Origin of the sequence: Paenibacillus validus NBRC 15382 (assembly GCF_004000985.1) — a bacterium.
GTDB classification, from domain to species: Bacteria; Bacillota; Bacilli; order Paenibacillales; family NBRC-103111; genus Paenibacillus_G; species Paenibacillus_G validus.
Map to the genome: position 1 here is coordinate 171,656 of NZ_BIMH01000005.1, position 24,180 is coordinate 195,835.

Genomic DNA, 24,180 nt, shown 5'->3' on the forward strand with positions numbered 1-24,180 from the left:
AACCGAAAAGGGGACGGTAACGTGAAGATAAGCAAAGAGCGGCTGCTCGAACTTTATGAAACGATGATGAAGATACGAAATTTCGAAGAGAGAGTCTCCGGGCTGTTTGCCGGCGGGCACATTCCCGGATTCCTCCATCTCTATGTCGGGCAGGAAGCGGTGGCGGCCGGTGTTTGCGCCAATCTTCACAAGGACGATTACATCACGAGCACCCACCGCGGACACGGACACTGCATCGCCAAAGGCGCCGACGTCAAACGGATGATGGCCGAATTATTCGGCAAACGGACCGGTTACTGCAAAGGAAAAGGCGGTTCCATGCACGTCGTCGACGTCAACTTGGGGATCCTTGGCGCTAACGGAATCGTCGGTGCGGGCATGCCGATTGCGGTGGGGGCGGCTTTTTCCGCCAAAACCAAGGGCACCGGCCAGGTTGCCGTAGCCTTCTTTGGAGAAGGTGCGACGGGAACGGGCTATTTTCACGAATCGTTGAATTTGGCTGCCGTTCTGAAGCTGCCCGCCATCTTTGTATGCGAGAGCAATCAATATGCGGAATTCACTCCTCGGGAAAAACATTTGCCGGTGAAAACCGTGGCGGAGCGAAGCAAAGCGTACGGGATCGAAGGCCATGCTATGAATGGAAATAATGTGGTGGAAGTATTTGAAGAGCTGTCGGCCATTGTGGCCAAGGTGCGTAAGGGAGGAGGACCTGTCATCGTGGAATGCTTCACCAATCGTTGGAGCGGCCACTATGAAGGCGATCCGCAAAAATATCGTCCGGCCGGCGAGGCTGAAGCGTGGAGGAAGAAGGATCCGATCCTCCATGTGGAACAAGTGCTGCGTGAGCAGTATGACGTTGATATAACGGAGCTTGCCGCGATCAAGGATCAGGTCGAGCGCGAAATCGATGAAGCGGAGCGGTTTTCGATGGAAAGCCCGCTGCCCGAAGGCGAAGAAACGCTGCAGGACGTTTATGCTTCTTAACTTGGGAGGTGGAAGTTTTGGCGGTACTGCGATACAACCAGGCCATTAATTTGGCGTTGAAAGAGGAAATGCACAGGGACGAAAGCATCATTTTGGCCGGAGAGGATATTGCGGCGTCAGGCGGATCGTTCGGCGTGACGCGCGGCTTGATGGAGGAATTCGGCGAAGCCCGGGTTGTCGACACGCCCATCAGTGAAGGTGCGATTATCGGCATGGCCGTCGGTTCCGCCGCCAGCGGGCTCCGGCCGGTCGTCGAAATCATGTTTATGGACTTCATCGGTGTCTGCTTTGACATGATTATCAACCAAACGGCGAAAATGCGGTTTATGTCCGGCGGACAAATGAAAATGCCGCTCGTCATTCGTACGCAGGCCGGGGCGGGATCAAACGCGGGGCCGCAGCATTCGCAAAGCCTGGAAGCGCTGCTTATGCATATTCCCGGACTGAAAGTAGTGATGCCCTCGAACCCTTACGATGCGAAGGGCCTGCTCAAAGCAGCGATACGCGACGATGATCCCGTTATTTTCATTGAGCACAAGATGCTGTACAGCTCGAAGGGAGAGATCCCCGATGAAGAATACACCGTTCCGCTCGGTCAGGCAAAGGTAGTTAAGGAAGGCCGCGATGTGACCGTCATTGCGCTTGGCCAGATGGTCAACAAAGCGCTGCAGGCGGCACAGGTGCTGGAGGAGTCGGGAATCAGCGTGGAGCTGATTGATCCGCGGACGGTTACTCCGCTCGATAAGGAAACGATTCTCGAATCGGTGAAGAAAACGGGAAGGCTCGTTATCGTTCACGAAGCGGTGAAAATCGGCGGGATCGGAGCCGAGCTGGCCGCGATGGTGCAGGAGGAGGCGTTCGACTACCTGGATGCTCCCATTCAAAGGGTCGCCGCTCCGTTCTCGCCTGTACCGTACAGCAAACCGCTCGAGCATTACTATATGCCGAATGAGAATAATATTATCGAAGCGGTTCAGCGAATCTGTGTGGGCAGACAGTTCGCAGCTGCGAAGTAGGGAGGGGGACGGAATGACAAGCGTCAGGCGGATATTCGCTTCTCCACGTGCGAGAGCTCTTGCAGCACAGCAGAACATCCCGTTGCCCGAAGTGGCAGGAAGCGGGCCTTCCGGCCGAATCATTGAACAGGATGTGCAGGTTTACCGTTCGCAGCGTGCAAACATGTCTAGTGGGCCTGCCGAAAGAGATCCAAGCATTCGGCCGGACAAGAAGATTCAAGCCACTCCGCTCGCCAGAGCGATCGCTCAGTTGGAAAACATCGACCTGTCCACTGTAGCGGGATCCGGTGTGAGCGGCAAGATCAGGAGCTCCGATGTACGGCCGCGGAAAGAGGAATCAGCTTCGGCCGGTTTTTCTGCAGAGCGCGTTCCCCCCATGGAAGCAGTTCCGATGACGGGAATGCGTAAAATCATCGCGGAACGGATGGCCTACAGCAAGCAGACGGCTCCCCACGTCACGCTTACGGTGAAAGCGGAAGTGACCCGGCTTGCAGAGCTTCGAAACAAATGGATGCAGGACGGCATGAAGGTGAGCTATACGGATCTTCTGGTGAAAATCGCAGCAGAGAGTTTACGTGCGCATCCGCGTGTCAATGTCTCCATGGAACAGGACGGGATCGTCAGGCATCGACAATGCGATATCGGCGTGGCCGTCGCTTTAGAGGAAGGCTTAATCGTCCCGGTCATTCGTGATGCCGATCGAAGGCGCCTGCAGGACATTTCCAAGGACCTGCAGGATAAGGTCAAACGATCCAAAGAAGGCAAGCTTCGGCGGGATGAAGTGCAGGGCGGCCGGTTCACGATCAGCAACTTGGGCATGTATGAAGTGGATGCGTTCACCCCGATTATCAATCTTCCTGAAAGCGCTATCCTCGGGGTGGGAAGAATGATCGAGGATTTGATCGTACATAACGGGCAAATTCACATCGGGAAAACCATGGTCCTGTCGCTGTCCTTTGACCATCGGGTGATGGATGGCGCACCTGCGGCTTTGTTCTTAAAAAATATAAAAGAGTTGCTGGAGAATCCGGAATCTCTTCAGGACTCTTTGTAGGAGCAGTGAAGATGAAAAAGGAGATTATCGTTCCAAAAGCGGGACTCACCATGACGGAAGCGACCGTTGGACTCTGGCTGGTCTCCGAAGGGGATCCGGTTGAGAAGGACCAAGTCGTTCTGGAGCTTGCGACGGACAAAATTACGGTCGAAGTCACCGCCCCTTACGACGGAATCATGGTCTCTATTCTACACCAGGAAGGGGAAACCGTTGCGACCGGGGAGTGTCTTGCCATTATGGAGACGGAAGCTGCGGAGGCGGAACGGTCTTCAGCTTCACAAGCGGCATCCGGCGCAGCCGGAGAAGGAAAGAAGTACGATGTAGCGGTGATTGGAGCGGGGCCCGGCGGGTACGTCGCCGCTATACGCGCTGCTCAGCTTGGCGGCAAGGTCGCCCTGATCGAGCAACGCGATTTGGGAGGCACCTGCCTGAACACGGGCTGCATTCCGACGAAGACGCTGCTGCGGGCTTCGGAATTCGTCAAAATGCCGAAAACCGCAGCGGAATACGGCGTTTTCTTCGAAAAACCCCGGGTCGATTACTCCCGTTTGATCGATTACAAGGATCAGGTCGTCCGAAAGCTGCAGAACGGCGTCGCGGGACTGCTGCACAAGAATAAAATCGAGCTGCTCAAGGGGCTTGGCAGGGTCGTCGATCCGCATACCATTGAAGTGCGGACGGAAGACCGAGAGAGCCATAGGATCGAAGCGAACCATATCATCGTGGCGAGCGGTTCCCAGCCGCACATGCCGGAGATTCCGGGGCTGAAGCAGGCAGGCCCGATGACCAGCACCGAAGCGCTTGCCGGCAAAGAACGGCCGAGAAGCGTGGCCATTATAGGCGCCGGAGCGATCGGATGCGAATTTGCCGGTATTTATGCCCCTTTGGGCACAGAAGTCACCCTGATCGAAAGCGCCGATCAAATCCTGCCCGGGACGGACCGGGATCTATCCCGCGTTCTCGCGGAATCCCTCCATCAGGAACAGGTGCGAATTCTTACTTCCGCAACCGTTACCCGCATCGATATCCATGGCGGCCGTAAGGTCGTACATGTAGAAACCGCCCAAGGCGCACAGGCCATTGAGGTCGATGCCATTCTTGCGGCGACAGGAAGAAGGCCGGATCTGGAACAGATGCGGGAGCTCGGCGTCCGGCTGGAAGGCGGAAAAATCGCCGTGGATGATCAGATGAGAACCAGCATCCCATCCATCTACGCCGTTGGGGACGTCACGGGAATCGAGTTCCTGGCCCATGTTGCCTCCGCTCAAGGAGTCGTCGCAGCCGAAGCCGCCATGGGGCGGCCTTCCAGAATGGACTACCGCACGGTTACCCGCTGTATTTACACGTCTCCCGAGATCGCATCCGTAGGCTTGAACGAGCGGCAGGCCAAAGAGCAGGGACGGGATTATCAGATCGGCAAATACGCTTTTGAAGCAAACGGAAGGGCCATGACTTACGGGGAAACCGCTGGATTTGTGAAAGTACTGCGTGATACCAGGTACGGCGAAATTCTCGGTATCCATATCATCGGCCCGAACGCATCCGAACTTATCGGAGAGGCGATGATGGCCGTCCATTTGGAGGCAACCGCAGAGGAATTTGCATTAGCCATTCACCCGCATCCTACGCTGTCGGAAGTGCTGGTCGAGGCGATTCTCGCGAGCATGGGACGCGGCATCCATTCTTAACCGTGAAGGAGAGATTTGTATGCAGTCTTTTCAATATATCAGGTTGGAAAACAACTCCGGGCTCGCCACGATCGTCCTGGACCGCCCGGAAACATTGAACGCCATCAACGACGCGGTTCTGAATGAGCTGGATCAAGCGTTCACGATGCTGGAGCGGGACGATCAGGCAAGGGTGGTCATGATTACCGGTGGCGGGGATAAAGCGTTTGTTGCCGGCGGAGATATTGCTGCGATGCGGCAGATGAGTGTTCTGGAAGGCGAGAAATTTGTGTACCGCGGACAGGAAGTATTGAAGAAAATAGAAGACTCGCGAAAAGTCGTCATCGCGGCGCTTAACGGCTATACGCTCGGGGGAGGAATGGAACTCGCTTTGGCCTGCGACATTCGAATTGCCTCGGAGAAAGCCAAATTAGGGCTGCCGGAAGTATGCATCGGCCTTTATCCCGGATGGGGCGGCACCCAGCGACTGGTAAGGCTCGTCGGTAAAGGAATCACCAAAGAACTGGTGTTTACCGGAGAACGTCTTTCCGCCGAAGAAGCCAAGGAGCTCGGATTGGTGAACAAAGTCGTGAAGCATGAAGAATTGTTGCCCTACTGCCGGACGCTGGCCGATAAAATAATAGCCAATAGTCCGATTGCCGTCATGCAGGCGAAAAAAGCGATTAATCAAGGAAGCGAAATTTCTCTGGACCAGGCACTGGTTCTGGAAGCGGAAGCATGGCTTGTCAACTTCAGCACCGAGGACAGAGTAGAGGGTCTAACTTCTTTTCTTGAAAAACGCAAGCCCCATTATAAAGGCAAATAAGCAAAAGGCAGGGTTGATTTATGAAACATATGGGAAATAACAATTTTTCATCCCTTGTGACCCGAGGCGCTTTAAACAACCCGAACAAAGAAGTCATCACCTTCAAGCAGCAAAGAATAACGTACCGCGAGCTTCAGGAGAGAGTCAGCGCCTTAGCGCAAGGGCTGCTTGATCTCGGAGTAAAGAAGGGCGATGTGGTTGCGATTCTCTTATTTAACCACACCGAATATTTTGAAATTATTTTTGCCGCCAACCGGATTGGAGCGATCTTTCTGCCGCTAAACTTCCGCTTAGCCGCCGATGAAATCGCATACATTGCAGACAATGCCGATGCCAAAGCTATTTTCTCGGAGGACTCCTTCCATGAAACGCTGGATTCCATTCGGGGGAATGTGCAGCAGCTTCAGCATTATATTACGCTGTCCGCCAACGAACCGTCCGGTTGGACCCGATACGAACAATTGATAGAAACGAACCGGGGCGCCGACGTTCAGGACGCGCACGTCGAACTGGACGACCTGCACCGCTTGATGTATACGTCCGGCACGACTTCCCGGCCCAAAGGCGTCATGATTACCTATGGAAATCTGTACTGGAAAAATATCGGCCATATTTGGGAATTCAATATTACGCCGGACGACAAAACGTTAATCTCCGGGCCATTGTATCATGTCGGAGCGCTCGACTTGACGGCAACCGGCACCCTCTATCGCGGTGGAAGCATCGTCATTGTCAACAAGTTCAACACGCTCGAAGTGCTGGAGACGATCCAGAGAGAGAAGCCGACGAACATCTGGCTGGCTCCCGCCATGGTCAACATGATTCTGCAGGAACCGACGACGGATCAATATCAGCTGGATTCGATCCGTTACATTATCGCGGGCGGGGAACGAATGCCGGAGCCGCTCATCCAAAAAATCCAGCAGTTGTTTAAAAACGCCTGGTTTTGCGACGCGTACGGATTAACCGAAACGGTGTCGGGGGACACCTTCATGCCGAGCAGCATGACGATTGAGAAGCTCGGCTCGGTCGGGCGGCCCTGCCTGCATCTCGATCTGAAAATCGCAGATGAGCAGGGAAATGAAGTTTCCCCGGGCGAGGTGGGCGAAATCGTATTGCGGGGACCGAAAATCTCAAAAGGATATTGGAAAAACCCGGAGGCTACCGGGAAAACGTTTAAAGACGGCTGGTTTTTCACAGGAGACATGGGCAGACTGGACGCGGACGGCTTCCTGTTTATCGTAGACCGCAAGAAAGATATGATCATCAGCGGCGGAGAAAATATCGCATCGCTGGAGGTGGAACGCGTTCTTTATGAACTTCCGACAGTACTTGAAGCTTCTGTAATCGGGGTACCGAACGACAGGTGGGGAGAAGTGCCGAAGGCGTTCGTCGTCGTGAAGCCGGGGGCAACCCTGACCGCAGAAGAAATTCAAGAGCATTGTATGTCCAGACTGGCTAAATTCAAAGTGCCGAAAGAAGTGGAATTCATAGATAAACTTCCGCGGAATCCGTCCGGTAAAGTGCTGAAAAGACTATTGAGGGAATAGAAGGAGGATGAATCTGAATGAATTTTGAAATAACCGACGAACAAAAAATGATGCGGGACGGCGTTCGACAAATTGCTGAAGATTTCGGGCTGGACTATTGGCGGGAAAAGGACGACAAGCACGAATTCGTCTCTGAATTATGGAGCGAGCTCGGCAAAAACGGTTATATCGGTGTGGCCGTTCCGGAGAAATTCGGCGGCGTCGGACTTGGGATGATGGAAATGACCATGGTGATCGAGGAGCTGGCTAAAGGGGGGGCCGGGTCCACGGTAGCACAGCTGTTTATGCTCACTCCCGTTTTCGGCGGAGTGACGATCGATCTTCACGGCAGCGAAGCGCAAAAGGAACAGTATCTGACGAAGATGTCCGCCGGACAGCTTAATTTCTGCATGGCGCTGACGGAGCCGAACGCAGGCAGCAACTCGCTTGAGATCACGACGATTGCCAGGAAAGAAGAAGATCATTACGTGATCAACGGTCAAAAAATTTGGATATCCGGTGCCGATGTGGCTGATAAAATGCTGATCGTCGCCCGAACGACAAAGCGCAGCGAAGTGCAGAAAAAAACCGAAGGAATCAGCCTCTTCCTGGTGGATACCAAGGACCCCGCCATTACACTTCAGCCTATTGAGAAAGTGGGGACCCGCTGTGTGCGGTCCGATACGGTATTTATCGAAAATTTGAGAGTGCATAAAGACAACCTGATCGGAGAAGAAGGCAAAGGCTGGTCATACCTTGTGGATACGCTTAACGCAGAACGGATTGTGACGACAGCCGGGCTCATTGGGACGGGGCAGCTCGCTCTGCAGCTCGCGGTGAATTACGCGAAAGAACGGGTGGTGTTTAACAACACCCCGATCGGCGCTTATCAAGGCATCCAATTCCCGCTTGCGAAAATTCGGGCCGAACTGGAGCTGGCGCAGCTGATGAATTATAAAGCCGCATGGCTCTATGATCAGAAGAAACCGAACGGCACCGAAGCGAACATGGCCAAATTAATCGCCGCCGAAGCAGCCTTCCATGCTTGCGACCGGGCCATGCAGGTAATGGGCGGGTATGGCTATGCGAAAGAATACCACATTGAACGGTTGTGGCGCGACGTCAGACTTTTCAAAATCGCCCCCGTATCTGAAGAAATGATATTGAATTATATCTCGCAGCATGATCTCGGTCTGCCGCGGTCTTATTAACTTTCGTTTGCCTTGATGGATTGCGGAGGAGGAGTGAAGGATGGACATCCTGGTTTTGCTGAAACAGAGCTTAGGCACGGAAGAAAAAATTTTCATCGAGAACAAGAAGATCAAAGAGGATGACGCGGAATTTGTGATCAATCCTTATGACGAATATGCGGTGGAGGAAGCGATCCGCTGGAAGGACGAATTAGGCGGTGAAGTGACCGTGCTTACCGTGGGACCGTCCAGAGCCGAAAGCGCGCTCAGGACTGCGCTGGCTATGGGGGCAGACCAAGCGATACATGTGATATCCGAGGAAAGCCAGCATGATGAAGCGGCGATTTCCAGCATCATCGCCAAAGCCATCTACGGGAAAACCTACGATTTGATTCTTGCCGGAAATATGGCCATTGATTCGGGAGCCGGCCAGGTTGCCGTACGTGTCGCCGAACGGCTCGGGATTCCCCACGTGTCGACGATTACGAAACTAACCATCGACGGCAACCGAGCTGCCATTGAGCGTGATGTAGAGGGTGACGTAGAGGCAGTGGAGGTCGACCTTCCTTTGCTGGCGACCGCCCAGCAGGGATTAAATGAACCCCGTTATCCGTCTCTGCCCGGCATCATGAAGGCGAAGAAGAAGCCGCTTCAGCAGCTGACCGTCGCCGATCTGAACATGAAGCCGGAAGAATTGCAGATCTATACCCAGGTTGTCGATCAATATTTGCCTTCCCCGAAGGAGGCCGGTCGCATGCTCCAGGGAGAGTTGAAGGATCAGGTGAAGGAACTGGTACATTCGCTGCGCAGCAAAGAAAAGGTCGTATAGGGAGAGATTGATGATGAGTAGAAAAGTGCTGGTAGTCGGGGAAACAAAAGACGGGCATTTGCGACATGTAACGTTCGAAGCTTTGACGGCCGGCAGAAGACTGGCAGACGGCGGACCGTTGATAGCCGCACTCTTTGGATCAGACGCTGAATCGTATGCTGAAGAAATAAGCAAGTACGGCGCGGAACAGCTTTACGCGATTTCCGGTGAAGGGGCCCATCCAACCAATGAATACTGCACCGAGGCACTCTTTCAACTCATTCAGGAGATACGTCCCGATGCCATACTGATGGGTCATACGTCGGCAGGCAGAGATATCGCTCCCAGACTCGCTGCGCGTATGGGTGTCGGATTGATCTCGGATTGCATTGGAATGGAAGTGACGGGAGAAGACGTTTTCTTTACAAGGGCGGTCTATTCCGGTAAAGCGTTCCAAATCAAGTCATTCCGCAGCGGCACGATCTATGCCACGCTGCGCCCGAATAACATTGACGTCTCCGAAGCTCCTGCCCAAACCGCTGCGGCTGTTTTCCGTCCGGACGTCAAAGATCTGAAAGTGCTGGTCAAAGACATCGTTCGCAGAACGTCGAGCGGCGTGGATTTGAGCGAAGCCAAAATCATTGTAGCCGGAGGCCGGGGAGTGAAGAGCGCGGAAGGCTTCGAACCGCTCCGTGAGCTCGCAGCTGTGCTGGGAGCCGCTGTGGGCGCGTCCCGGGCGGCATGTGATTCGGGATTCTGCAACTATGCGCTGCAAATCGGCCAGACGGGTAAAGTGGTAACCCCGGACTTATACATTGCCTGCGGCATTTCCGGTGCTATTCAGCACCTGGCCGGCATGTCCAATTCGAAGGTGATTGTCGCCATCAATAAAGACCGCGAGGCTCCGATATTCAAGATTGCGGATTACGGCATCGTGGGCGACCTGTTTGAAGTTGTCCCTATGCTGACGGAGGCCTTTAAGCAAACCTTGCACGATGCGGCGGGTTGACCGCTGACGGAAGACCCGGATGTAAAAACAAACAGCGACAAGTAAGGTACCCGCAGAGGATGGGGGAATGATCATGCTGTCACTTTTAAATTTCATAGCCTTTCTCGCTGTAACCGGATATGCGCTGTACCTTGCCGCTCATGTCATCTACAGCCGCATCATGTTCATTCAACTAGGCAAAAAATCGAACTTGCGAAAAGATACCGCGGTCCGGATCAACGAGTTTCTCGTTCATGTATTCGGGCAGCGAAAACTTTTCAAGGACGCCAAAAGCGGCGTCATGCACTTTATCCTGTTTTACGGCTTTATCATCCTTCAGTTCGGGGCTATCGAGCTCATGATCAAAGGATTTATCAAAGGCTTTGAATATCCGATCGGGGAATTTCATCCCTATTTCAGCGTTCTCCAGGAAGTCACTACGTTACTCGTCCTTCTTGCTGCGCTTTATGCCTTTTACCGCCGTTATATAGAAAGACTGGCGCGGTTGAAAAGGGGATTCAAAGCGGGCCTCGTCATCATGTTCCTCTCGGTTTTGATGTTCTCGATCTTGATGAGCCTGGCTTTTGAGCATCTTTGGCTCGGGAATACGGGAAGCCCCTATGCTCCGATTTCTTCGATCATCGCGGGTTGGTTCGCCGGCATCGGTCCGGCTGCGGCGGGCGTAGGGTTCTATGTGTTCTGGTGGATTCATCTGCTCACCCTGCTGTCGTTTGCCGTCTATGTCCCGCAGTCCAAGCACGCGCATATCATTTTTGCACCCGTGAACGTCTATCTGCGGGATACGAAACCGGCAGGAAAGCTGACTTCTATAAATTTCGAGGATGAAACGCAGGAAACATACGGGGTTGGCAAAATCGAAGAGTTCCGCCAAAACCAGTTGATGGATCTGTATGCCTGTGTCGAGTGTGGGCGCTGCACCCAGATGTGTCCGGCTTCGGGTACGGGAAAAACGTTGTCGCCGATGGACGTCATTACCAAGATGAGGGATCATTTAACGGAAAAGGGAGCGGCCATCACCTCCCGGACAGCGTGGATGCCTGGTTTCGTCTTCAAAGATACCGGAGCGGATACGCTGGTCAAGAAGGCGGGGACGACGGATTCACTAGCGGCAAATCTGGTCGGAGAGGTGATCACCGAGGAGGAATTGTGGGCCTGTACGACCTGCCGGAACTGCGAAGATCAGTGCCCGGTGGCCAATGAGCATGTCGAAATGATTATCGATATGCGCCGTCATCTCGTATTAACGGAAGGCCGTATGCCGTCCGAAGCGGTCCGTTATTTCCAGAACGTCGAGCGGCAGAGCAATCCGTGGGGAATCAGCCGGACAGAGCGGATCCTATGGCGTGAAGGACGGGAGGATATCGTCGTCCCGACGGTTAAGGAAGTGGATGAATTTGAGTATTTATTCTTTGTCGGCTCCATGGGCTCTTACGATCAGCGAACGCAGAAGGTGGCGCAGTCTTTCGCCAAAATCATGAATGCGGCTGGAATTCCATTCGCCATTCTGGGTAATGAGGAGCACAATTCGGGGGATACGGCCCGCCGGATGGGCAATGAATTTCTATTCCAGCAGTTGTGCGAGAAAAATATCGCCAATTTTGAAAAGTATGGGGTGAAGAAAATTGTCACGATCTGCCCGCATACGTACAACACGTTCAAGAATGAGTATCCGGAATTTGGGCTGGAAGCGGAAGTTTATCACCATACGGAGCTGATCTGGACATGGATGGAAGAAGGGAGAATCAAACCGACCAAACAGGTCCATGAAGCCATTGCTTACCACGATTCCTGTTACCTCGGCCGGTACAACGGAATTTATGAGATCCCGCGTAAAATCCTTCAGTCCATTTCGGGTGTGGAGCTGCTGGAGATGGAACGGAACCGGCAGGATTCGATGTGCTGCGGGGCCGGCGGCGGCATGATGTGGATGGAGGAAACGCAGGGCAAACGCGTCAACCTCGCGCGGACCGAGCAGGCGCTGCGCGTGAACCCGACAGCGATCGGAAGCAACTGTCCGTACTGCTTGACGATGATGAGCGATGGCGTCAAAGCGAAAGAAGCGGAAGAGCGGGTCGCGACACTGGATATTTCGGAAATCGTGGAGCGTGCTCTTGCATGAACAATTCCGGTTCAAGTGCTGCCTGTAAACGGCGGACTTTTTATGGAGTAAAGGAGAGGAGGGACCGGGATGACGAGAAGGGACGCCGTTATTGTGAGCGCCGTTCGTACGGCCATCGGCAGTTTTAACGGGAGCTTAGCCGCTGTACCGGCTACGGAGCTTGGATCGGTTGTGATCCAAAGCGCGCTTGACCGTTCAGGAGTCGCTGCCCATGAAGTGGATGAAATTATAATGGGGAATGTATACCAGGCCGGATTGGGACAAAATCCCGCCCGTCAGGCTGCAGTCAAAGCCGGCCTGCCGGAATCCATTCCGGCGATGACCATCAATAAGGTATGTGGTTCGGGTCTTAAAGCCGTGCATTTAGCGGCACAGGCCATTTGGGCTGGAGAAGCCGAAGCCGTTTTGGCGGGTGGAATGGAAAATATGAGCAGAGCGCCGTATTTGTTGGAGAACGCCAGAAGCGGCTTCCGGATGGGGGACCAGCAGGTGGTCGACAGCCTCATTCGCGACGGATTATGGTGCGCGTTTCATGACTATCACATGGGGATCACGGCAGAGAACCTGTGCGAGAAGTACGCCATTTCCCGGGAAGCGCAGGATGAATTCGCAGCCTGGAGCCAGCAAAAAGCGGAAACGGCGACAGCCCAAGGGAAATTCAGGGATGAAATCGCTCCTGTTCGGATTCCGCAAAGAAAAGGCGACGCCCTTGTCTTTGAAACAGATGAATTTCCCCGTAAAGGCGTCACGGCTGAGGACCTCGGCCAATTAAAACCGTCCTTCATGAAGAATGGAACCGTGACTGCGGGCAACGCCTCAGGCATCAATGACGGGGCTGCGTGCCTGCTTATCATGAGCAGGGAAAAGGCGCAAAAGCTCGGAATACCTCCACTAGGGGTTATAAAAGCCAACGCTTCCGCAGGGGTTGATCCTAGTATCATGGGACTCGGTCCCGTACCGGCCACGCGGAAAGCGCTGCACAAAGCAGGCCTCTCCCTCGAAGATATAGACCTGATCGAAGCGAATGAAGCTTTTGCCGTACAGGCTCTTGCCGTTGACCGGGAGCTCAAATTCAACAGAAGCAAGTTAAATGTAAACGGCGGTGCGATCGCGATCGGACATCCCATTGGCGCGAGCGGCGCCCGGATTCTGGTTACACTGCTTTATGAAATGAAGCGCCGGTCCTCCCGGTATGGTCTTGCTACGCTGTGCATAGGCGGAGGCCAGGGCATAGCAACGATTGTTGAAAGGGAATAAATCGAACCCTCACGTATTAAGATCCCCGTATAATGGGGATTTTTTAATTTTAAGCAGGGAAATGTCGGCAACAAGGAGAGTTCGGGTTACTTGACCAGCGTAGACGCACTTTTCTATATCCAACTAATGCGATGGGAATATGTATTTTTTATTGACAAATAAACCGTCCGGACGGTATAGTAATCAACAGGGGGCTATCATATGACATCAAACTCAAAACGTGACGCAATATTGAAAGTAGCTTGTCGCCTCGTGAGGGAAAAAGGAGCTTTGCAGCTTACATTGGATGCCGTCGCCAAAGAAGCTGGCGTAAGCAAAGGCGGTCTCTTATACCATTTTCCATCCAAAGAGCTACTCATTCAGGCTATTTTAAGCGATTTTCTGGACCGATTCGATTCGGACACAACGGAGGAAGCTGTGCGTAATACCAATCTGAACAATGGGTGGGCACAAGCTTATTTGATTAAAACATTTGAGATTAGCAAGGATGATCTGGAAATGAGTTCGGGCGTTTTGGCAGCCGCCGCAAACAACCCGGAGCTGCTGGAACCGATGCGCCAACGCTATATAACCTGGCAGAATCGAATGGCTGCCGAGTGTTCAAATCCTGTTCAGGCTACGGTGGCCAGGCTGGCCGGAGACGGATTATTTTTCTGTGAACTGTTCGGATTTGCGCCGCTGGATGAAGAATTGCGATCATCTGTCCTCGCTTATCTCATGAAAATGACCGAAAAGCAGGACGCCTAGCATGCCTTGGTTCTATGTGCTAGTTGGCGGTGTCATGGATGTTGGCTGGGCCATTGGGTTGAAATTGTCGCAAGGATTCTCCAATCCGCTCCTAAGCATAGCAACCATTATATGTATCCTCATCAGTTATGGATGTTATGTCAAATCGATCCGGATGCTTCCAGCGGGAACCGCATATGCGGTTTTTACCGGTGTAGGCGGAGCGGGGACTGTGATCGCAGGGATGCTGTTTTTGAATGAACCCGCAGATTGGATGAGAATAGGCTTTATTTCGTTCATGTTTTTCGGCATCCTTGGTTTAAAAAGCATGGAAGCCAAAGAACCCCCTGTAAACCAAACAACGACCCGTTATCGGGAGGAATTATAAAATTGGATTGGATTTGTTTGATCGTCGCCGGTTTGTTAGAGGTTGTCAGTGTCGTGTTGATGAAGAGGCTGCATGGATTCAGGCTGAACAAGACCACCCTTATCTGTATAGCAACCTTGGGAGGCAGTCTCTTTTTACTTTCATTATCTCTTGCTTCCATTCCGGTCGGCACCGCTTATGCCATATGGACGGGTATAGGGTCTGTAGGCGCAGTGATTGTGGGCATGATTTTTTTTAATGAAAGCTACAGCCTGAGAAAAACTATGTATATCGCCATGATTGTCATTGGCATTGTTGGATTAAAATTGACTTCTTGAGGAATAAAGGTGTCTACCCATCTGAGCAGGGTGCACCACGCAGTATAACCAACTATATATCTATGGATACTTTGTTATTTTCACAGCGTGTATGGAAAGGAGTAGACAGATGGGATGGCAGAAGTACCCGTGCGAAACTTAAAAAAGAGACGTTCTAAAGCGAGCAGCACGATTTATTACGGTATTTCCGCGTTGTCCGTTTTGATCGCTCTTATCTTATGGCTGCTGGCCAGCACGAAGGGTTGGGTGAACCCGCTATTCGTTCCGTCTCCGGCTGCGGTCTGGACAGCATTTCTCGATATTGCGCGCGAAGGCTATAAAGGAGTGTCGTTGGCAGGACACATTGGCGCCAGTATGAAACGTTTGTTTCTGGCGTTGGCAGCTGCCTGTATAACTGCTGTGCCGTTAGGCATCCTATGCGGCCGATTGAGGTGGCTTCGAGCCATTTTCGACCCCTTTATTGAGTTCTATCGTCCGCTTCCGCCTCTTGCGTATTATTCGCTGCTAGTCCTTTGGTTTGGCATTACCGATACATCCAAAATCATCCTGCTGTTCTTGGGCGCATTCGCACCGCTGTTCATTACGACGGTCTATAGCAGTCAGCGCATACCGATGGATCGAATCCATGGAGCCAAGTCGTTGGGTGCATCCGGCTGGAATATATACCTGTATGTCATATTCCCTTCGTGTCTTCCGGATATATTAACAGGGCTTCGTACGGCTGTTGGTGTTACTTATGCCACACTGGTAGCTGCCGAGATGATTGCGGCTGTATCCGGGATCGGTTGGATGGTGTTGGACGCAAGTAAATTTTTACGAAGTGATATTATTTATGCGGCTATTATGATGATGGGGATTATTGCAGTCCTTATTGACGCCTTGCTCCGGAGACTTATTCGTTGGGCATCGCCATGGACGGAAGGGCAGTAGATACACACGAAGATGAAGATGATAAGGAGAGAGGTCTCTTGTTGATTCATAAGTCAAAGAAACAAATACATACCGCTATCTTATTATTAATTACGTTGATGATGGTCATATCCGGTTGCGGTAGTGCCGGTACGGCTAACTCCCCATCCGCAGCTGAGGAAAGCACAGCCAAGCCGACAGCTGCTGGAGCACAAGACCCTGGCAAAGCCAGTGAGCTTCCTAAAGAAATCAAAATCGGCTATCAGGTTTCACCAAACGGGGAACTGCTGGCCAAAGCGCTGGGATTAGCGGAAAAGAGATTCCCGGATGTTAAAGTTTCGTGGCTGAAATTCGACTCCGGTCGCGACGTGAATGTAGCCATGGCTGCGGGAGGAATTGATTTAGGTCTGGTCGGAACACCGCCGGGCGCATCCGGGATCGCACAAGGGCTTCCTTATCAAATTTATTATATTCACGACGTCATCGGCGAGAGCGAAGCGCTGGTCGTGAAGAATAATTCGGGTATCCAATCGTTGCAAGATTTGAAAGGCAAAACGATTGCTACGACCTTTGGTTCGACATCTCATTTCAGTCTGCTGTCTGCGCTTAAGCAAGAGAATGTTGACCCCAAAGAAGTGAAGATCATCGATATGCAAGCGCCAGATCTTCTGGCAGCCTGGCAGCGCGGCGATATCGTCGGCGGATTCACATGGCAGCCTGTGCAGTCCAAACTGCTTGCAAACGACGGCAAGGTGATTATTACCTCGAAGCAGATAGCGGACAAAGGGGCATTAACCGGAGAGTTCGGCGTCGTTCGTAAAGATTTTGTCAGCAAATACCCGGAAGTCGTGAGAGGGTATATCGCCGTATTGGATGAAGCAAGCAACTATTATATCGATCATCCGAAAGAAGCGTCTGAGGCACTTTCGAAGGAACTCGGTCTTAGTCCGGAGGAAAGCCTGAAGGCGATGAAGGAAATTATCGTGCTGAACGCAGCCGACCAGACGAATGCCAAATATATGGGAACCAAGGACAATCCGGGTGAATTCGCTAAGCTATTAAAGGCAACAGCCGATTTTTTGGTCGAGCAAAAATCGATTACCAAGTCTCCTGAAATTAGCGTATACCAAGAAGCGATTCGTAACGATTTGTATCAAAAATAAGAAGGAGGAGATCCTTTTGTTCGGTCAACATAACGCTGCTGCTGAACGGGATGTTCTCCTGCATGAACTCCAGGGCATTTCGCTTCAAGACATTTCCTTGGAGTTTCATCATACGACAACACCCGTTCGGGCGCTGGATGGTATTCAGTTGCGTATGAAAAAGAACGAGTTTGTCTGTGTATTGGGACCTTCAGGCTGCGGCAAATCTTCACTGCTCCATATTATCGCAGGTTATGTCAAGCCGACTACCGGGACGGTCCATATCGACGGCACGGAACATAACAAACCGGATTCAAAGGTGGGCGTGGTTTTCCAGCATGCCAACCTGTTCCCCTGGCTCTCCATATCGGGCAACATTGAATTCGGCCTGAAGATGGGTAAAGTCCGGAAGGCGGAGCGTAAGCTTAGAGTCAAACAATACTTACAGCTTGTAGGATTGGATCACTATGCATCCTTGCTTCCACACCAATTATCCGGGGGGATGAAGCAGCGTGCGGCGATCGCTCGTACGCTAGCTACTGAGCCCGACATTATTTTGCTGGATGAACCGTTCAGCGCGCTGGATGCGTTAACCCGGGAATCGATGCAGCAGCATATGCGCGAGATATGGAGACAAACGCAAAAATGCCTGTTTTTTATAACGCATGATGTGGATGAAGCACTTCTGCTGGCTAGCCGCATTATTATCATGCACCCTAGTCCAGGCCGAATTGTGCAAGACTTTGACAATCCGCTTCATTTGAAATTCGCGGACGAATCTTTTGAACATATTCGGTCCACGAGGGAATTCGCGGAACTGCGAACATTTCTGTTCACACAAATAGCTTCGCATATAAAGGAATAACTACCATTAGAAGAGGAGAGCTCATAGATGGAAATGTTTTGGTATTTACCGACGATGGGAGACGGCAGATTTTTGGGAACAACGGAAGGCGCCAGAGTTACCGACCTGTCCTATTTTCGCCAAATCGCGCAAGCTGTTGATCGGCTGGGCTACACAGGAATGCTCGTGCCTACCGGTCATGCCTGCGAAGACGGTTGGGTCGTGGCATCAGCACTTTTTCCCGTTACGGAGAGATTAAAGTTTCTTGTGGCGGTAAGACCTGGCGGTGTATCGGTTAGTATTGCGGCACGAATGGCTGCTTCTTTCGAACGATTCTCTTCGGGCCGTCTGCTCATTAACGTCGTAACGGGAGGGGACCCGTTGGAAATGGCCGGTGACGGAATTTTCTTGGCGCACGCCGAAAGATATGAGGCAACCGATGAGTTCCTGACCGTCTGGAAACGACTCATGACAGGTGAGGAAGTGACCTTCACCGGCAAGCATATTCGTGTCGAAAGGGCCAAGCTATTGTTCCCTCCGTTAGACCATAAGTCGCCGCCATTATTCATTGGAGCTTCTTCCCCGGCTGGGCATAGAGTCGCTGCCAAGCATATAGATACCTATTTAACGTGGGCGGAACCGCCAGACATGGTGGCCGAGAAGATCAAAGATGTGAAGGCGCTTGCAGCTCAGCAGAATAGAGAAATCCGGATCGGGCTTCGCGTGCAAATCATTGTCCGGGATACGGCTGAGGAAGCATGGTCAGAGGCGCATAAGCTCATTCAGTATGTGACGGATGAAGACATCGCCACAGCGCAACAAACGTTTGACCGTTTTGATTCCGTCGGGCAGCAGCGAATGACCCGCTTGGTTCGAGAGAACGCGGACCGGCTGGAGATTAGTCCTAATCTTTGGGCGGGAATTGGTCAAGTTCGGGGAGGGGTTGGGACTGCGCTGGTCGGAGATCCTGATTCCGTTGCGAAGCGTTTGCTTGAATATCGGGAATTGGGAATCGATACGTTCATCTTGTCAGGATATCCGCATTTAGAAGAAGCTTATCGGATTGCGGACTTGTTATTCCCAAGACTTCCGGTGTCCTACCCGAAGCGTCCGGCCGATGTCACCTTGCAGCCTATGGGTGAAATATTAGCTGAAAATATATTGTCCAAGCAGCTTCTTCCGGACAAACATTAATTCGGAGCCATCTAGTCAGTACAGAGGAATACTACCCATTATCAACGGAGATGCAGCCTCTAATCCTTGCTGATTAGAGAACTGCAATCTCCTTTTTTATTTTCATTCGGCATATGTGAATTTCATTTCACATTGGAATAATAGGAATAATGCTTGAGAATCATTTCAAGGGATTTTATTATCTATTATAGATAATAAATTATCACTATATGATTATATTTAAGGAGGTATTTCGAAGAGCATTCCGTCCGTTGGAGAGCCGTCTTGTCAAGCAGTCGACCCTGTCAAGAAAAACATCATGATTGAAACGAATCCAAGATGGGTTCGCGTCCGTGTTGCGAGGAGACAATCGCGGATAGTAAAGGCGTACTGACGCTTCATGAGCGAGGCCATCTTCCCGTGTATTATTTTCCTGAGTCGGATGTGCGCAAGGATTTGCTTATGCCAAGTTTGCATACCACTCATTGCCCGCTGAAGGGAGACGCCTCTTATTGGAACATACAGGCAGGAGACAGGGTTATTGACAACGCCGTATGGAGCTATCAACAACCACGGCCTGAAAGCGAAGCGATACGTGGGTATCTGGCCTTTTATTGGAACAAGGTCGATACATGGCTGGAGGAAGAGGAAGAAGTTTTTGTGCATCCCCGAGATCCGTACAAACGAGTGGATGCGGTCTCCAGCTCGCGGCACATTCAAATCGTATTGAACGATAAGCGCTTAAAGAGAGATCGATCCAAGCGGTGGTTGAGGCCGCCGAACACGTATCGCGGAAGATGGGGAAGCTATAAGAATAAGACAAGACACATGTCGGTCTCTTCAGACTATCGAGAAAGTCTCGATAGTCTTTTTTTGACTCTGTATTTATTCGAACATGGAATAATATGAAGGGATTTTGGAAAAATTATCAAATGGTTGAACTGTAAGGGGGGATGAGGCATGTTTCCAAAGTTTCTAAAGATGAAAAAAAAGAAAACAGATCGTGCCGAAATCCAGGAAATTGAAGATTTGCAACCCTTTCAAAATCAGTCTTTGCACAATGATTTAACTAGGAATATGGAAACCATCAAATCCGAGATGGGGAACAGTCATGATGTCATCATCCGGGAATTTCAGGTAGCCGGAAAAATTCGCGCCGCGGCTGCATTTACAGATGGTTTATGCGACCAAAAGACCCTCTCTGATTTTGTTATGGAAAGCTTAATGCGTTTTCAAGATGATGCATTCAACATGGACCCCGATATAGATGCTGAGCAGGCATTCCAGATCATAAAAGAACAACTGCTAACTTCCGGGGATGTAAAAGAAGTATCCAATTGGAAGCATCTCTTTCTCGGGATGTTATCCGGAGATTCGGTACTGCTTTTCAACGGTTGTAACAAAGCGATGGCCGTCGCAACCAGGGGAGGCGAAAATCGGGGCGTCACCGAACCGTCCACACAAACGGTCATCCGGGGTCCGAAAGAGGCTTTTTCGGAATCCATTCGTACCAATACTTCATTGATTCGAAGAAAAATAAGGAGCCCCAAATTGTGGCTCGAAGAAAGAATCATTGGTGATGTGACTCTAACCCAAGTCGGAGTCATGTATATCAAAGGAATCGCCAATGACGAAATCGTGCAGGAAGTAAGAAATCGTTTGGGACGAATTAAAATTGATGGAATACTGGAATCCGGATATATTGAAGACTTGATTCAAGATGGAATATGGACTCCGTTCCCAACGGTTTTCAATAGCGAAAGACCTGATGTTATAGCTGCCGGCTTACTTGAAGGAAGGGTGGCCATTCTGGTCGACGGAACACCTTTCGTGTTGCTCGTTCCGGTCATGTTCAACAGCTTTTTACAGTCAGCAGAAGACTACTATCAACGTTTTGATTTCGGTAATTTTTTGCGAATTTTGCGGTTTGTTTCTTTGTTAATTGCACTGCTCCTTCCTTCGCTATATGTTGCGGTCTCAACTTACCATCAAGAAATGTTACCCACAACCTTAATGCTGCATTTAGCGGCCCAGCGAGAAGGAGTCCCTTTCCCGCCTATCATCGAAGCTTTTATGATGGAGATCGTATTTGAAGTTCTGCGTGAAGCCGGGGTCAGGATGCCGAGTGCAGTAGGAAACACCATCTCGATTGTAGGCGCATTGGTCATTGGTCAAGCCGCTGTGGAAGCCGGCATCGTTTCGCCAGCCATGGTTATCGTCGTTTCGTTCACCGCCATCACAAATTTTGTTATTCCTTCCATTAGTCTGGCAATTGCCATACGATTGTTGCGTTTTGGCATTTTAATTCTTGCCGGCACTTTGGGGATGTACGGGATTGCTGTTGGCTTATTGCTTCTTGTGGTACATTTATCCAGCTTAAGGTCGTTTGGGGTTCCTTACTTAAAACCTTTTGCTCCGTTTATGCTCAAAGAACAAAAGGATGCGTTATTTCGTTTTCCGTTTTGGGCTATGAAAACGCATCCGCTTCCGATTAGCGAAGATTTTATGCAACAAGGTCATGATCAGAAGCCAAACCATCCGCCGGGGGATAAACCCAGACATGATGAATAATGTGATGCGAAAGAAAATGTTTGTTTGTATATGGATACTGCTGCTCTTCATTCCTTTGGGGGGATGCTGGGATATCAAATATTTGGATGAACTTTCGACGGTTATTGCCATGGGCATGGATACAAGCGAAGGCCAGGATATTCAACTTACAGTCCAAGTCGTGAACCCCGCTGAAGTTTCAACAGGAGGAGGCAAGGGCGGGGGAGGCAGCTCAAGCTCCGTTACCACATATAGCGAAACAGGGCGGACGGTTTTTGAAGCCATACGAAAAATTGCCAATAAAACCTCAAGAAGATTATATTTTGCGCATAATCAAGTGCTTGTAATTGGAGAGGATTTAGCGCGAAAAGGAGTAACTCCCTTATTTGATCTTATTGAAAGGGATCCGGAAGTTCGTACAGATTTTTATGTTCTTGTTGCTAAAGGTGCAAAAGCTTCCGATCTTTTGAAAATTAAAACACCGATAGAAAAGATCCCCGGAACAAAAATGCGCGAATCCGTTGAGAACGCCGAACAAATTTTGGGAACCTCCTATCGTATGAGTATCAAAGAGATGATCGCAAACATCAATTCCGGAAAAAAAGAAATATCAATGGGAAGTATTGAAATTATCGGGGATATAAAAAAGGGCGGCAATAATAAAAACGTTGAAAAAATCAATCCTTCAGCGAGTTTAAAATTAAACGGCATGGCCGTGTTCAAGAATCAAACGCTGGTTGATTTTTTAGATCCTAAGGAATCGAGGGGATCGGCATGGATTCAGGATAAAGTGAAAAGTACGGTCATCAACGTTTCTTGTAAGAAAGAAAGCGACATTGCTGTTGAAGTCGTACATTCCACCACAAGCATGAAGGGGAAGTTTCAACAGGGACAACCATCTATTGTTATCCATGTAAAGCAGGAAGCGAATATAGCGGAGATATTATGCTCAGACATGGATCTAACCGATAAAGAAACTTTTGCTCAAATCGGCAAGGAAACGGAAGCACAAATCAAAAAAGAGATGCTGGATGCGGTGAAAAAAGCGAAAAAATTGAAAACGGATATATTCGGTTTTGCTGATGCTGTATATAAGGCGAATCCGGCTTATTGGAAAAAAAACATGAACAATTGGGCGTACATTTTCTCAAAGATCCCTGTCCATATTGAAGTCGATACAGAAATAAGAAGAGAAGGATTAAGATATAAATCCTATTTTGGAAATGACCGTAGGGAGAAAAAGGAGTAGGAAAACATGCTCGCAGTAATTGGAGTACTTGCAGCCGGAGCCCTTATTTTTTTGTGGGAAGGGAGATCGTTATTTAAGCAGAAAATGAAAAAAGAGATGATCATTTTTTCATCGGTATTGCTATTGGCGGTGATCCTTTATATCGGCGTAGTTCTTGATCTTCCCATCCCATCTCCAACCAAAGCGATTGGAACACTGTTGGAGCCCATTGTTAAACCAATTGTTCTTTGGACCGAAGGAGAGGATTTTCATGATGGATAACGGAAAGATTTCACCCTTGCAATTGGGTGTTGCTGTTTTCATGTTTACATTAGGAAGTACGGCTTTAGTCATGCCCTCCATTATCGTTTCAATTGCGAAACAAGACGCGTGGATTTCCATTCTTTTGTGCATCACCGTGATTATTTGGTTCGTGTTATTATGGAATCGCTTATCCATGAGATACCCTAATGAATCCATCGTCCAATATAGTGAACGAATTCTGGGCAAATGGTTCGGTAAAATGGTTGGTGTCATGTATGTATCGTTCTTTTTATACCTAAGTGCGCTGGTACTTAGAAACGTAGGGGATTTTGTTACAACGAATGTATTGCCGCAAACACCCACACACGTTGTTCACATCATTTTTATGCTTCCTATCATGTATGGCGCATATTTGGGACTCGAGGTGATCACAAGGTCGAGTGAAGTATTATTTCCTTGGGTGATCATCATCTTTTTTATGACCACACTGATGCTGCTAAAGAACATCGATTTGTCTAAATTATTACCCATACTCCCTGATGGATGGCTAATACCAGTCAAAGGCATATACCCTTTTTTGGGATTTCCAATTAGTGAGCTGGTTGTTTTTTTGATCATTTTTCCATTCGTTATCCAACAAAGAAAAATAAAGAGGTATTTCACCTTATTTGCAATATTCGCCACTATATTCGGCACTTTGATCGTTGTTATTTCAATAGCGGTTTTAGGAGTGGACATTGCTGCGAGAAGTATCTTTACCGTATTTGATGTTGCCAAAGAAATAAGGGTCGGTAATTTTTTTGAGCGAGTAGAAGTTTTGGTTGCGATTATTTGGATTATGACTATTTTTGTCAAATTAATATTTTGTTTTTATGCCGCTAATCTTGCGACAGCTCAGCTTTTCAAATTGAAAAACTATCGTATCACCATTCTTCCCTATGGATTATTCGTTATCGCCTTGTCCATGCTCGTTTATCAAAATACGGCTGAAATCAGATGGTTTACTATGGGAGCCTATCCACTATACAGTTTGCTCCACGGATTCTGTATACCTGCGATTTTATTGTTAATCTCAACCATTCGGAATGTGAAATAAAGGCAATACAAGTCTCGAGCCAAAGCATGCTGTCGTGAAAAAACCGTTATGTCTCGCAACTTTCCCCGCAACAGCTGCGTCTAC

Annotated in this window: 23 protein-coding genes; all 23 read left to right on the forward strand. The window is 50.1% G+C overall.

The window, feature by feature from the left end; all coding sequences use genetic code 11:
- Positions 1–21: 21 nt before the first annotated feature.
- Positions 22–984 (forward strand): thiamine pyrophosphate-dependent dehydrogenase E1 component subunit alpha, encoded by a 963-nt coding sequence (locus tag PVA01S_RS06010; RefSeq protein WP_164751745.1) that lies wholly within the window; start codon positions 22–24, stop codon positions 982–984.
- 17 nt (positions 985–1,001) lie between these two features.
- A complete protein-coding gene (locus PVA01S_RS26995) occupies positions 1,002–2,000 on the forward strand; it encodes an alpha-ketoacid dehydrogenase subunit beta (RefSeq protein WP_054795504.1) in 999 nt (332 codons plus the stop codon).
- A gap of 13 nt (positions 2,001–2,013) precedes the next feature.
- On the forward strand, positions 2,014–3,054 hold the full coding sequence (locus PVA01S_RS06020; protein WP_164751746.1) for a 2-oxo acid dehydrogenase subunit E2: 1,041 nt from the start codon (positions 2,014–2,016) through the stop codon (positions 3,052–3,054).
- An 11-nt stretch (positions 3,055–3,065) separates the two neighbouring features.
- Positions 3,066–4,742 carry a dihydrolipoyl dehydrogenase gene (gene lpdA / locus PVA01S_RS06025; protein WP_127605987.1) on the forward strand — a complete coding sequence of 559 codons (1,677 nt, stop codon included), beginning with the start codon at positions 3,066–3,068 and terminating at the stop codon, positions 4,740–4,742.
- A gap of 19 nt (positions 4,743–4,761) precedes the next feature.
- Positions 4,762–5,547 (forward strand): enoyl-CoA hydratase/isomerase family protein, encoded by a 786-nt coding sequence (locus PVA01S_RS06030; protein ID WP_127605989.1) that lies wholly within the window; start codon positions 4,762–4,764, stop codon positions 5,545–5,547.
- A gap of 20 nt (positions 5,548–5,567) precedes the next feature.
- Complete coding sequence (gene menE / locus PVA01S_RS06035) at positions 5,568–7,097, forward strand: o-succinylbenzoate--CoA ligase (protein WP_218029626.1); 1,530 nt, start codon at positions 5,568–5,570, stop codon at positions 7,095–7,097.
- 17 nt (positions 7,098–7,114) lie between these two features.
- On the forward strand, positions 7,115–8,287 hold the full coding sequence (locus tag PVA01S_RS06040) for an acyl-CoA dehydrogenase family protein (RefSeq protein ID WP_127605990.1): 1,173 nt from the start codon (positions 7,115–7,117) through the stop codon (positions 8,285–8,287).
- A 40-nt stretch (positions 8,288–8,327) separates the two neighbouring features.
- Positions 8,328–9,095, forward strand: coding sequence for an electron transfer flavoprotein subunit beta/FixA family protein (locus PVA01S_RS06045; RefSeq protein ID WP_127605992.1), 768 nt, complete (start codon positions 8,328–8,330; stop codon positions 9,093–9,095).
- Between the two features lie 13 nt (positions 9,096–9,108).
- A complete protein-coding gene (locus PVA01S_RS06050) occupies positions 9,109–10,083 on the forward strand; it encodes an electron transfer flavoprotein subunit alpha/FixB family protein (protein WP_054795506.1) in 975 nt (324 codons plus the stop codon).
- A gap of 73 nt (positions 10,084–10,156) precedes the next feature.
- The gene (locus PVA01S_RS06055) at positions 10,157–12,202 is read left to right on the forward strand and encodes a (Fe-S)-binding protein (RefSeq protein WP_127605994.1); all 2,046 of its coding nucleotides are present in this window, start codon (positions 10,157–10,159) and stop codon (positions 12,200–12,202) included.
- Between the two features lie 69 nt (positions 12,203–12,271).
- On the forward strand, positions 12,272–13,459 hold the full coding sequence (locus tag PVA01S_RS06060) for an acetyl-CoA C-acetyltransferase (protein WP_127605996.1): 1,188 nt from the start codon (positions 12,272–12,274) through the stop codon (positions 13,457–13,459).
- Between the two features lie 201 nt (positions 13,460–13,660).
- Complete coding sequence (locus tag PVA01S_RS06065) at positions 13,661–14,206, forward strand: TetR/AcrR family transcriptional regulator (protein WP_127605998.1); 546 nt, start codon at positions 13,661–13,663, stop codon at positions 14,204–14,206.
- A 1-nt stretch (position 14,207) separates the two neighbouring features.
- Positions 14,208–14,573 (forward strand): DMT family transporter, encoded by a 366-nt coding sequence (locus PVA01S_RS06070; protein ID WP_127606000.1) that lies wholly within the window; start codon positions 14,208–14,210, stop codon positions 14,571–14,573.
- Between the two features lie 2 nt (positions 14,574–14,575).
- A complete protein-coding gene (locus tag PVA01S_RS06075; RefSeq protein WP_127606002.1) occupies positions 14,576–14,890 on the forward strand; it encodes a DMT family transporter in 315 nt (104 codons plus the stop codon).
- A 114-nt stretch (positions 14,891–15,004) separates the two neighbouring features.
- On the forward strand, positions 15,005–15,820 hold the full coding sequence (locus PVA01S_RS06080) for an ABC transporter permease (protein ID WP_127606004.1): 816 nt from the start codon (positions 15,005–15,007) through the stop codon (positions 15,818–15,820).
- Positions 15,821–15,861: 41 nt separating this feature from the next.
- Positions 15,862–16,962 (forward strand): taurine ABC transporter substrate-binding protein, encoded by a 1,101-nt coding sequence (locus PVA01S_RS06085; RefSeq protein WP_244932913.1) that lies wholly within the window; start codon positions 15,862–15,864, stop codon positions 16,960–16,962.
- Between the two features lie 16 nt (positions 16,963–16,978).
- Positions 16,979–17,806, forward strand: a complete 828-nt coding sequence (locus tag PVA01S_RS06090; protein WP_230875941.1) for an ABC transporter ATP-binding protein — start codon at positions 16,979–16,981, stop codon at positions 17,804–17,806.
- Positions 17,807–17,833: 27 nt separating this feature from the next.
- Complete coding sequence (gene ssuD / locus PVA01S_RS06095) at positions 17,834–18,979, forward strand: FMNH2-dependent alkanesulfonate monooxygenase (protein WP_127606006.1); 1,146 nt, start codon at positions 17,834–17,836, stop codon at positions 18,977–18,979.
- Between the two features lie 318 nt (positions 18,980–19,297).
- Positions 19,298–19,867, forward strand: a complete 570-nt coding sequence (locus tag PVA01S_RS27700; RefSeq protein ID WP_127606008.1) for a DUF427 domain-containing protein — start codon at positions 19,298–19,300, stop codon at positions 19,865–19,867.
- Between the two features lie 51 nt (positions 19,868–19,918).
- Positions 19,919–21,529, forward strand: coding sequence for a spore germination protein (locus PVA01S_RS06105; RefSeq protein ID WP_127606010.1), 1,611 nt, complete (start codon positions 19,919–19,921; stop codon positions 21,527–21,529).
- Entirely contained in the window at positions 21,519–22,757 is a 1,239-nt protein-coding gene (locus PVA01S_RS06110) for a Ger(x)C family spore germination protein (protein WP_164751747.1), read from the forward strand. The genes PVA01S_RS06105 and PVA01S_RS06110 overlap by 11 nt, the downstream gene beginning before the upstream one ends.
- A gap of 6 nt (positions 22,758–22,763) precedes the next feature.
- Complete coding sequence (locus PVA01S_RS06115) at positions 22,764–23,018, forward strand: hypothetical protein (RefSeq protein ID WP_127606014.1); 255 nt, start codon at positions 22,764–22,766, stop codon at positions 23,016–23,018.
- Positions 23,008–24,096, forward strand: coding sequence for a GerAB/ArcD/ProY family transporter (locus tag PVA01S_RS06120; RefSeq protein WP_127606016.1), 1,089 nt, complete (start codon positions 23,008–23,010; stop codon positions 24,094–24,096). Before PVA01S_RS06115 ends, PVA01S_RS06120 begins: the two co-directional genes overlap by 11 nt.
- Positions 24,097–24,180: the final 84 nt, after the last annotated feature.

What these genes read in the sequence shown, in the direction of transcription:
- PVA01S_RS06020 (WP_164751746.1), top strand. Translation starts at nt 2,014, where the DNA reads ATGACAAGCGTCAGGCGGATATTCGCTTCTCCACGTGCGAGAGCTCTT.
- lpdA (WP_127605987.1), top strand. Translation starts at nt 3,066, where the DNA reads ATGAAAAAGGAGATTATCGTTCCAAAAGCGGGACTCACCATGACGGAA.
- PVA01S_RS06030 (WP_127605989.1), top strand. Translation starts at nt 4,762, where the DNA reads ATGCAGTCTTTTCAATATATCAGGTTGGAAAACAACTCCGGGCTCGCC.
- menE (WP_218029626.1), top strand. Translation starts at nt 5,568, where the DNA reads ATGAAACATATGGGAAATAACAATTTTTCATCCCTTGTGACCCGAGGC.
- PVA01S_RS06040 (WP_127605990.1), top strand. Translation starts at nt 7,115, where the DNA reads ATGAATTTTGAAATAACCGACGAACAAAAAATGATGCGGGACGGCGTT.
- PVA01S_RS06045 (WP_127605992.1), top strand. Translation starts at nt 8,328, where the DNA reads ATGGACATCCTGGTTTTGCTGAAACAGAGCTTAGGCACGGAAGAAAAA.
- PVA01S_RS06050 (WP_054795506.1), top strand. Translation starts at nt 9,109, where the DNA reads ATGAGTAGAAAAGTGCTGGTAGTCGGGGAAACAAAAGACGGGCATTTG.
- PVA01S_RS06055 (WP_127605994.1), top strand. Translation starts at nt 10,157, where the DNA reads ATGCTGTCACTTTTAAATTTCATAGCCTTTCTCGCTGTAACCGGATAT.
- PVA01S_RS06060 (WP_127605996.1), top strand. Translation starts at nt 12,272, where the DNA reads ATGACGAGAAGGGACGCCGTTATTGTGAGCGCCGTTCGTACGGCCATC.
- PVA01S_RS06065 (WP_127605998.1), top strand. Translation starts at nt 13,661, where the DNA reads ATGACATCAAACTCAAAACGTGACGCAATATTGAAAGTAGCTTGTCGC.
- PVA01S_RS06070 (WP_127606000.1), top strand. Translation starts at nt 14,208, where the DNA reads ATGCCTTGGTTCTATGTGCTAGTTGGCGGTGTCATGGATGTTGGCTGG.
- PVA01S_RS06080 (WP_127606004.1), top strand. Translation starts at nt 15,005, where the DNA reads ATGGCAGAAGTACCCGTGCGAAACTTAAAAAAGAGACGTTCTAAAGCG.
- ssuD (WP_127606006.1), top strand. Translation starts at nt 17,834, where the DNA reads ATGGAAATGTTTTGGTATTTACCGACGATGGGAGACGGCAGATTTTTG.
- PVA01S_RS27700 (WP_127606008.1), top strand. Translation starts at nt 19,298, where the DNA reads ATGGGTTCGCGTCCGTGTTGCGAGGAGACAATCGCGGATAGTAAAGGC.
- PVA01S_RS06105 (WP_127606010.1), top strand. Translation starts at nt 19,919, where the DNA reads ATGTTTCCAAAGTTTCTAAAGATGAAAAAAAAGAAAACAGATCGTGCC.
- PVA01S_RS06110 (WP_164751747.1), top strand. Translation starts at nt 21,519, where the DNA reads ATGATGAATAATGTGATGCGAAAGAAAATGTTTGTTTGTATATGGATA.
- PVA01S_RS06115 (WP_127606014.1), top strand. Translation starts at nt 22,764, where the DNA reads ATGCTCGCAGTAATTGGAGTACTTGCAGCCGGAGCCCTTATTTTTTTG.
- PVA01S_RS06120 (WP_127606016.1), top strand. Translation starts at nt 23,008, where the DNA reads ATGATGGATAACGGAAAGATTTCACCCTTGCAATTGGGTGTTGCTGTT.